Here is a 5,750-nt window from a genome sequence, read left to right as displayed (position 1 = left end):
ACGACTGTCCGCAGCAAGGAAGTAACCACATCAACGCGATCCACCGTTAACTTGACACACCCAGCCGGTTGGCGTGGGCCAGGCGTTGCACGTAAGACCAGACGAGTTCGCCGGTCACCAGACGCGGTGCGACCGGAAGCGGTCGCAGTGGGGGTCCCCGTAGCACTCGCCGAGAATCGGGCGGATATGGCCTGACCAGGGCTTATCGCCGGTGGCGGGGGCTGGACAAGACCTCGGTGGCGTCATGGACGGCGGCCAGGCCGGGTTTGACGTAGCGCTGTACCGACCGCAGGGACTTGTGACCGGTCTTGGTCATGATCACGTTGGCGGAGACGTTGGCCTCGCCGAGGTGGGTGGCCGAGGAGTGCCGGAGTTGGTGCAGCCGCAGCCCGTCGCCGTAGTGGGCCAGCAGGATGCGAGCGCGGTCGTAGCCGAGCCGGACCCGGTCGGTCCCTGGGCAGATATCGTCGGGGTCGGTGGCGGCGCGGCGGTGCGGGCCGGGGCGGTGTTCGGACAAGAACAGCGGACCCTCGGTGCGGCCGGCGGTCAGCCTGGGGAGCAGGTGGGCGGTGTCGGTGTCCCAGGTGATCCACAGGGTGTCGCCGCCCTTGGCGGTGATCTTGGCTTGTTTGTTGGGCAGGTCTAGGTTCTCGATGTTGAGCGCGAGCACGGCGCTGGCGTGGAACCGCAACCGGTGAGCGCGTCGCCGATCTCGTCCTCGGCGACGGCGCCCATGTCTCAGGACAGGTCAGGGCGGGCCCCGCGAGACATGCGCATCCAACAGGGGGAGACCCTCGAGATCGTTTTACTTAACATAATGTAGATTATCGGCGTAACGCTGGCCTGGGGTTTTGGGTTCGAACAGGCGCCTAAACGACCGCCGTCTGGCGGTAGCCCACCAACTGTCCAATTAAGCTTCCGAGCAACGTCGGGCGTGACGCCGCCGTGGCTGGCCTGGCGTGCGGCAGACGCACGAGCTCCGGTGCGGTGGAGCCGCCTCGGACACGTTGCGCGGCGAGATGGTGTCAGGATGCTGGCCGGGAACACAGTCCCGCTGATTGTGAGCTGATTCGGGGTGGACGCGCCCGCGTCCCCGTCATCTGCAGCCCACCTCCGCTCCACAATTTGTCACCGTGACATAAGTTATGCGTGGGGGCTCCAGGTAGGAGACGCCGTTGCCGGTGGTTGCCCTGCGGCTCAAGCTGATCGTCGTCAGCGCCCATTCGACCGGACGTACCCGAAGAGCTCGCAACCTCGGACCACCGACACGCGATCTGCGGAGTCTCCATGAGCACCAGCGCGGCCCCAGTGTGGACAGACCGCGCGTTGGGAATGCGTTGCGACGAACGAATCGCCTCGCGAACCGACCTATGTCGTGCGAGACTGCCTTCCACGGTCCCCCACGGGACCGTATCCGTCTCTGCCTACTTTTCGTGCATAATCGCAATTATGCACGAAACCGGCAGTTGGGCGAGTTGCGAGCTTGCGCTTACGGTCGACCTGTCGTTTCCCTCTCGGGCGTTGACGAGTGTGTCGCAGTGCGCAAACGGGCCCGTCGCGAGCTTCCCCGGCTGAGTCGTCCAGCGATTTGCTGCTGGCGCAGGAGGTACTCCCCTCCCCCTGACGCTGTCGATCTTCATCGCAGGTGCGTAATTTCTTTTCCTCGACTGAAGGTTGCTGGTCCGGGTGCCTCCCCTCCCCTGCTTGTCCAGGTGGCTTCGCACTATGCCGCGTTCCGCGGCACATCATAGGACTAACCAACGTTAGTACTATGCAAATGTCTATAACTGACGAGAAGTCGGAGTCAGACGCCCTGGCCACGGTCGGGACGCTGTTGCCGGCCAAACAAGAACCCGATGCTGTGCGGCGTGCCGCGCAGGTCAGACCAAATCCCCTTCCTTCAGTGACGGGAGCAGTCAAAGCCATACGTAGCCGCTACTCGTACCCCGGTGTGTCGGGGGTCTGTTCCTCGGCGCCCGCGGTGTCGGTGTCGATCTCGCGGTGGTTCATGGGCCCTCCCGGTTCGGCCTTCTCCCCCGCTGGGGATGCGAGGCAGAGGTGGTTCCGGTGTCGGGGTACCCGTGGGGTGCTGCTCACTGGCGGGTTTGCGTTCTCGGGTGTGGCCCACCGGATGGGTGCTGCTGCTCCCGTGGCTTTTCCTTGCCGGTGTCAGTGGGTAATCGACCGACAGCGCGGTGAAGGGAGTCCTCTCATGGCGTCGACGAGCGTGTCCAGGGGTGCTGCCGGGTCCACCGATGCCTCGACCCAGGAGCTGGTGGAGCGGTTGAAGGTGCAGCTGCGCCGGTTGGCCCGGGATGAGGTGCGGCTGGCGCGGATCGAGATGCAGCGCCGGGGGCGGCGGGCCGGCGCTGGGGCGGGTCTGCTCGGTGGTGCCGGTGTGCTGGCCTTCTACGGCGGGGCGGCGTTGGTCACTGCGGCCGTGTTGGGACTGGCCGTGGTGTGGGCGGCATGGCTGGCGTCGTTGGTCGTCGGCTTGGCGTTGCTGCTGGTGGCGGCGTTGGCTGCGCTGGTGGGTCGTGGGCAGGTGCGGCGGTCGATGCCACTAGTGCCCGAGCAGGCGTGGGACCGGCTCCGGCAGGACATCGCGGTTGTGCGGGAAAGGGCCCGGTCATGAGCGCGGAGCAACGGCGGGTGCCCGAGGTCGGTGTGTCGGCGGAGCCGTCTGCACCGGACCCGGATCGGGCTGAGGAGTTGTTGGCCGATGCGGTACAGGCCAGGCAGGAGCTGGGTGAGATCCTGGCCGAGCTGGAGGCGCGGTTGAGTCCTCGGGCGTCGGCGGCTCGAGTGGCCCGGGACCGGCGGGTGTTGGTGGTCGTGGCAGCCGTGGTTGTGCTGGTGGTGGTGCGGTGGTTGTTGCGGCGTCGTCGCTGAGGGGCGCCGTGGTTCGGCGTCGGCAGGAAATGCCCGGGGTGTTGACCACTGTGGAGGGCGGCACGATGGGAAGCACCGAAAATGTTCCGTTCCAGTAGTACGACCAGCTTCCGTTAGAGGCGTTGCGGCATCGGATCCGGTCGTGAGCGGGGTCACGGGCCGGTGAGGGCGGTGGAGGGACGAGTCGTAGGCTTGGCCTCGTGACCGCTGCGCAGTTGATCTCGTTTGCCCGTGGAGCTCCGTCGCTGGACATCGTGGACGTTGAAGGGTTGAAGGCCGCCGCTGTGCGGGCGTTCGACGCTGATCCGGCGGGTGTGACCGCGTATGGTCCGGCGGGTGGCTACTTGCCGTTGCGGGAGTGGATCGCGGCCAAGCACGGTGTCGATGTTGACCAGGTGCTGGTGACCAACGGGTCGCTGCAGGCCGATGCGTTCTTGTTCGGGCAGTTGGTGTCGGCCGGGGACCGCGTGGTGGTGGAGCGGCCGACCTATGACCGGACGTTGGCGAACCTGCGGTCGATGGGTGCGGTGGTGCACCAGGTGTCGACCGGTCCGGATGGGATCGATGTCGAGGAGTTGCGGGCGTTGCTGGTGTCGGGGGTGCGGCCGGTGCTGGCGCATCTGATCCCGAATTTCCAGAACCCGTCCGGGGTGACGTTGTCGCTGGAGAAGCGGCGGGCGGTGCTGGAGCTGGCGCGGGAGTACGGGTTCGCGGTCTTCGAGGACGACCCGTATGTGGACATCCGGTTCCGGGGTGAGCCTTTGCCGTCGATGTTGTCGTTGGACGGTTCGGGTGTGGTGGTGCACGCCTCCAGCTTCACCAAGACGGTGTGTCCGGGTGTTCGGGTTGGGTATCTGGTGGGGCCGAAGACGGTGATCGCGGAGGTCGCGGCGAAGGCGACCAGCCTCTACATCTCCCCCGGCATGGTGGCGCAGGCGACGGTGCACCAGTTCTGTGTGTCCGGTGACCTGGAGGCGTCGATCAAGACGGTGCGCGCGGCGTTGGCGGAGCGGGCGTCGGTGTTGGCCGGGTCGTTGCGGCGGCATCTGCCGGAGGCGCGGTTCACCGAGCCCGATGGTGGCTACTTCCTGTGGGTGGAGCTGCCGGAGGACGTGGATGTGGCCGCGGTGGTGCCGGCGGCGACCGAGCGGGGTGTGGCCGTGGTGAAGGGCAGTGACTTCCTGCTCGAGGGTGGTCGGCACGCGTTGCGGTTGGCGTACTCGGCGGTGACGGTGGACCAGATTGACGAGGGTGTGCGGCGGTTGGCCGAGGCGGTGGCGTCGGTGCGCGGCTAGCAGCGCTGCCGCTCGTTTCTTTTCTTTCTTGCGTGTGGCGAGGCCCCGACGGTGGGTGTGTGAACTGGTCCTCTGATGTTGGACTGGTTAAGTGAGAGCTTAGGGGGCTAGGCGGCGAGGGCCTGGGTCCGGTACTGCACCGGGCTCAGGCCCTCGAGCGTGGTGTGGCTGCGGTCGTTGTTGTACCAGGCGATGTACTTGTGCAACGCGGTGGTGAGCGCGGCGGCGTTGAGGAACGTGGCGTGGTGGAAGAGTTCTTCTTTGAGGTGTCCGAAGAAGCTCTCGATAACGGCGTTGTCGAGGCAGTTGCCCTTGCGGGACATGGACTGGGTCGCACCGGCGCGCGCCAGCAGCGTGCGCCACGAGGCGTGCCGGTACTGGAACCCTTGATCGGAATGCACCAGCGGCGCCTGGCTGGGCTCCAGTGTCGCGAGGGCGTCGCCCAGCGCGGTGTTCGTCAGCGTGAGGGTGGGTGAGCTGCTGACCTGGTAGGCGATGATCTGGCGGTCGAACAGGTCCATGATCGGCGACAAGTACACCTTCTCCTCGCCCACGGTGAACTCCGTCACGTCGGTGACCCACTTCTGGTTCGGCGCGGTCGCGGTGAACTCACGGGCCAGCAGGTTCGGGGCGGTCTTGCCAACCTCGCCCTGGAAGGAGTTGTACCGGCGTCGGCGGCGGACCCGGCAGATCAGAGCGAGCTGCCGCATCAGCGTCAGTACGGTCTTCTTCGCCACCCGCCAGCCCTGCTTGACCAGCCCGGCATGGACACGGCGATGCCCGTAACGCCGCTGACTGTCCTCGAACGAGGTCGTGATCGCGGCCTTCAGCTCCGCCTGCGGGTCACCTCTGCGCAAGCGGGCCTGGTGATAGAAGAACGTTGACCGGGCAAGCCCGGCCGCAGCCAGCAGGTCGTCCAGCGCGTGTTCAGCCTTGAGGGAGACGACGGCCTGGACCTTCACCGTCGTCCTTGCTCCCTCAAGGCCCGCAATTTTCCCAGGTAAGCGACCTCCGCCCGCAGCCGGTCGTTCTCCCGCCGCAGCCGCTCCAGCTCACTGGGCTGGCCACTCGGGTCATCCGGTGGTTTGCGCGGGCGGCCCTTCGGCTTCGGACGCAGCCCGTCCGCGCCCTCCCGCCGATACCTCCGAGCCCAAGTCTTCACCAGTGTCGGCGACGACAGGCCATGCTCGGCGGCCAACTCGGCTGCCGGCTCACCAGCGAGGAAGCGTTCCACCACCGACAGCTTGAACTCGAACGAGAACGACCGCTTGCCCGGCTCACTCACCAGCGCCGCCCTGCCACGGATCCTCCACCGCTGATACAGGCTTCGGACTGGCCACCGCGCCACCCCGAGCAAGGTTGAGACCGAGTGATCGGCCAAGCCCTGCTCGAACCACGCTACAACGGCCTCCCGCTGCGCCTCAGACAACGAACTACGCGGATCCATCCGACTAGCTCCCCGGGAGTCGGAACTGACTTTTCAGTCCAACTCCCGGGGACGGGACTGTCTGATTAGCGGTGGATCGCCTGGAGATGGCAGGTTGGCTCGACTGACCTGCCAGG

6 protein-coding genes are annotated in these 5,750 nt (G+C 66.5%); 3 read left to right on the top strand and 3 right to left on the bottom strand.

From position 1 onward, the window contains the following. Positions 1-202: 202 nt before the first annotated feature. The gene (locus IEY55_RS31310) at positions 203-691 is read right to left on the bottom strand and encodes a tyrosine-type recombinase/integrase (protein ID WP_229686947.1); all 489 of its coding nucleotides are present in this window, start codon (positions 689-691) and stop codon (positions 203-205) included. Between the two features lie 1,521 nt (positions 692-2,212). Between IEY55_RS31310 and IEY55_RS31305 the strand changes: the two genes are divergently transcribed. The 3 genes from IEY55_RS31305 to IEY55_RS31295 all read left to right on the top strand — a co-directional run bounded on the left by IEY55_RS31305 (position 2,213) and on the right by IEY55_RS31295 (position 4,187). Further along, positions 2,213-2,635: a phage holin family protein gene (locus tag IEY55_RS31305; RefSeq protein WP_189062203.1), complete on the top strand. Its 423-nt coding sequence runs from the start codon at positions 2,213-2,215 to the stop codon at positions 2,633-2,635. Continuing rightward, on the top strand, positions 2,632-2,892 hold the full coding sequence (locus IEY55_RS31300; RefSeq protein WP_189062202.1) for a hypothetical protein: 261 nt from the start codon (positions 2,632-2,634) through the stop codon (positions 2,890-2,892). The genes IEY55_RS31305 and IEY55_RS31300 overlap by 4 nt, the downstream gene beginning before the upstream one ends. Before the next feature lie 200 nt (positions 2,893-3,092). After that, the gene (locus IEY55_RS31295; protein ID WP_189062201.1) at positions 3,093-4,187 is read left to right on the top strand and encodes an aminotransferase-like domain-containing protein; all 1,095 of its coding nucleotides are present in this window, start codon (positions 3,093-3,095) and stop codon (positions 4,185-4,187) included. A 107-nt stretch (positions 4,188-4,294) separates the two neighbouring features. On the opposite strand, the gene IEY55_RS31290 is transcribed toward IEY55_RS31295, so the two are convergent. Continuing rightward, complete coding sequence (locus IEY55_RS31290; RefSeq protein WP_229686946.1) at positions 4,295-5,149, bottom strand: IS3 family transposase; 855 nt, start codon at positions 5,147-5,149, stop codon at positions 4,295-4,297. After that, on the bottom strand, positions 5,146-5,472 hold the full coding sequence (locus IEY55_RS32445; RefSeq protein WP_229686945.1) for a helix-turn-helix domain-containing protein: 327 nt from the start codon (positions 5,470-5,472) through the stop codon (positions 5,146-5,148). Before IEY55_RS32445 ends, IEY55_RS31290 begins: the two co-directional genes overlap by 4 nt. Between the last annotated feature and the right edge of the window lie 278 nt (positions 5,473-5,750).

The sequence above is a fragment of the Longimycelium tulufanense genome, assembly GCF_014645795.1.
Classification (GTDB): domain Bacteria; phylum Actinomycetota; class Actinomycetes; order Mycobacteriales; family Pseudonocardiaceae; genus Longimycelium; species Longimycelium tulufanense.
The sequence above is the reverse complement of the archived record's forward strand: the minus strand, read 5'-3'. Positions and strand labels throughout refer to the sequence as shown.